Origin of the sequence: Streptomyces sp. FH025, assembly GCF_017427025.1 — a bacterium.
Taxonomy (GTDB): Bacteria; Actinomycetota; Actinomycetes; order Streptomycetales; family Streptomycetaceae; genus Kitasatospora.
This window is the reverse complement of record NZ_JAFLNG010000925.1, coordinates 1-2485: the sequence shown is the minus strand read 5'-3', so window position 1 is coordinate 2485 and position 2485 is coordinate 1. Positions and strand designations below refer to the sequence as shown.

Genomic DNA, 2485 nt, shown 5'->3' with positions numbered 1-2485 from the left:
CCGGGCGGGCGTCCTCCAGCAGGTAGCGGACGCGTTCGTCGGGCAGCGCCTGGTCCAGCGGCAGGTAGCCGGCGCCGGTCTTCCAGACGGCGAGGATCGCCACGACCAGGTCGGCGGTGCGCGGCAGCCGCAGCGCGACCAGCCGTTCGGGTCCGGCGCCGAGGGCGGTGAGCCGGTGGGCGAGCCGCTCGGCGCGGGCGTCGAGGGCGGCGTAGTCCAGTTGCTCGTCCCCCGCGAGCAGGGCCGGGGCCTCAGGGGTGAGGGCGGCCCGGCGCCGGAACAGCTCGGGGTAGGTGGTCTCCTCGACGGGCAGTGCGGTGGCGTTCCAGTCGGAGGTGACCTGCCGGGTCTCGCGGGCCGAGAGCAGCGGCAGGCCGCCAGCAGGGTGCGGAAGGAGTCGGTGGGCTCCACCCGGGTGCGCAGGACGACGGTGTTGACGAAGCAGCCGACGGCCCGTTCCAGTTCGGTGCGGGTGCGCCCGGGCGTCAGGGAGCCGACGGTGACGTCCTGCCGGCCCGACCAGCGGGCCAGCAGCGCCTGGACGGCGGCGACCAGGGCGGTGTTCAGGGTGCCGTGCCGCTCGGTGGCGAGCTCGCGCAGCCGGGCGGTGAGCGGCGCGGGGACGGTGAAGGTGTGGACGGCTCCGGGGCCGGCCTCCTCGCCGCGCCGGGGGTGGTCCAGCGGGAGCTCCGGCGCCTCGGCTCCGGTCAACTTCTCCTTCCAGTGGGCCAGTTGCCTGTCCAGGCGCTCTCCGGAGAGCTGCTCGCGCTGCCACACCGCGTAGTCCGGGTACTGGGCGGCCACCTCGGGCAGCCGCGGTTCGGCGCCCCGGGCGAGGGCCTCGTAGGCGGTGCACAGTTCGTCCAGGACGACGCCCATCGACCAGCCGTCGGTGACGATGTGGTGCGCGGTCAGCTGGAGGACGTGCGAGGTGTCCGACTCGCGCACCAGCAGGGCGCGCAGCAGCGGCCCCTCGCTCAGGTCGAAGGGGCGGGAGTACTCCTGGAGCAGGATCGCGTCGAGGTCCCGCGCCTCGTCGAGGTCCCGCGCCTCGTCGGGCTCCCGCAGCGGCAGCGGCACCGGCCCGGCGGGCCGTACGGTCTGCACCGGCCGGCCGTCGGTCTCCTCGAAGACGGTGCGCAGCCCCTCGTGGCGCGCCACGACGGCGGCCAGCGCCGAGGCGAGCGCCGTGCGGTCCAGCGGCCCGGTGAGGCGGACGGCGATCGCGCTGTTGTAGCGGGGGTCGCCGGGGCGCAGCCGGTCCAGGAACCAGAGGCGCTGCTGGGCGAAGGAGGGCGGCAGCGGGCCGCTGCGGTCGGCGCGCGGGATGGCCCGCTCGGCGGCGGCCTCGGCGCCGCCGGAGCGTCCGGCCAGCCGGAGCCGCAGCGCTTCGCGAAGGTCGGCGGGCAGGGCCGCGGCGCGGTCTCGCTTCGAAGGCGTCATGGTCGTCGGATCCTCACCGTTCGTCATCGTCGGGGCCGTCGGAGGCGGCGGCTTCGTCGGGGCCGTCGAAGGCCGCTTCGTCGGGGCCACCGGCGGCAGCCTCGAGTTCGCTCAGCACCTGCTCCTCGACCAGGTCCGCCAGGGCGGCCACGGTGCGGGAGACCAGGACGTCGCGGGGGGTGAGCGTGACGCCGAAGGCATCGTTGGCCCGGGAGGCGATCAGCAGGGCCCGCATGGAGTCGCCGCCCAGCTGGAAGAAGTCGTCGGTGACGCCCACGGCCGTCCGCAGGGTCTCCGTCCAGATCTCGGCGACGGCCTCCTCGGTGGGCGTGCGGGGGGCGACCCGCTCGGCGGGCTCCTCCTCGGCCGGTGCGGGGGCGGGCAGCGCGGCGCGGTCGGTCTTGCCGCTCTCGGTGAGCGGGAAGCGGTCGAGGACGGCGAAGGCCGAGGGGACCATGTGGCCGGGCAGCGAGCGGGCGGCCAGCGCGCGCAGTTCGGCGCCGGTCGGCGGTTCGGTGCCGGGGGCCGCCAGCAGGTGGGCGACGAGGCGGGGCAGCCCGGGTTCGTCCTCCCGGACGCTCACCACGGCGTCCAGCACGGCCGGGTGGCGGGCCAGGACGGCCTCGACCTCGCCCGCCTCGATGCGGTGGCCGCGCAGTTTGAGCTGGTGGTCGGTGCGGCCCAGGTAGTGCAGTTCGCCCCCGCGGTCGCGGCGTACGAGGTCACCGGTGCGGTACATCCGGGTGCCGGGCGGCCCGTACGGGTCGGCGAGGAAGCGGGCGGCGGTCAGCCCGGGCCGGCCCAGGTAACCGCGGGCCAGGGCCGGTCCGCTCAGCCACAGTTCGCCCGGGACGCCCTCGGGCACCGGGCGCAGCCGGGCGTCGAGGACGTAGGCGCCGGTGCCGGGCCGGGGGCGGCCGATCGGCGGCGCGGCGCCGTCGAGGGCGAGCGGCGCGGACCAGGTGGCGACGACGGTGGCCTCGGTGGGGCCGTAGGAGTTGACCATGCGGTGGTGCGGGGCCCAGCGGGCGACGAGGTCGGG

General features: G+C 76.7%; 2 protein-coding genes and 1 pseudogene. All 3 read right to left on the bottom strand.

Annotated features, from left to right (window positions below; genetic code table 11):
* On the bottom strand, positions 1–220 hold a 220-nt coding region (locus tag J0670_RS39700; RefSeq protein WP_243437997.1), incomplete at its 3' end, for an AMP-binding protein.
* Positions 221–432: 212 nt separating this feature from the next.
* Positions 433–1443, bottom strand: a pseudogene (locus J0670_RS35730) (condensation domain-containing protein); the annotation flags it as partial.
* Positions 1444–1456: 13 nt separating this feature from the next.
* Positions 1457–2485, bottom strand: a 1029-nt coding sequence (locus J0670_RS35725) for a non-ribosomal peptide synthetase (RefSeq protein ID WP_207816774.1), incomplete at its 5' end; no start/stop codon positions are given.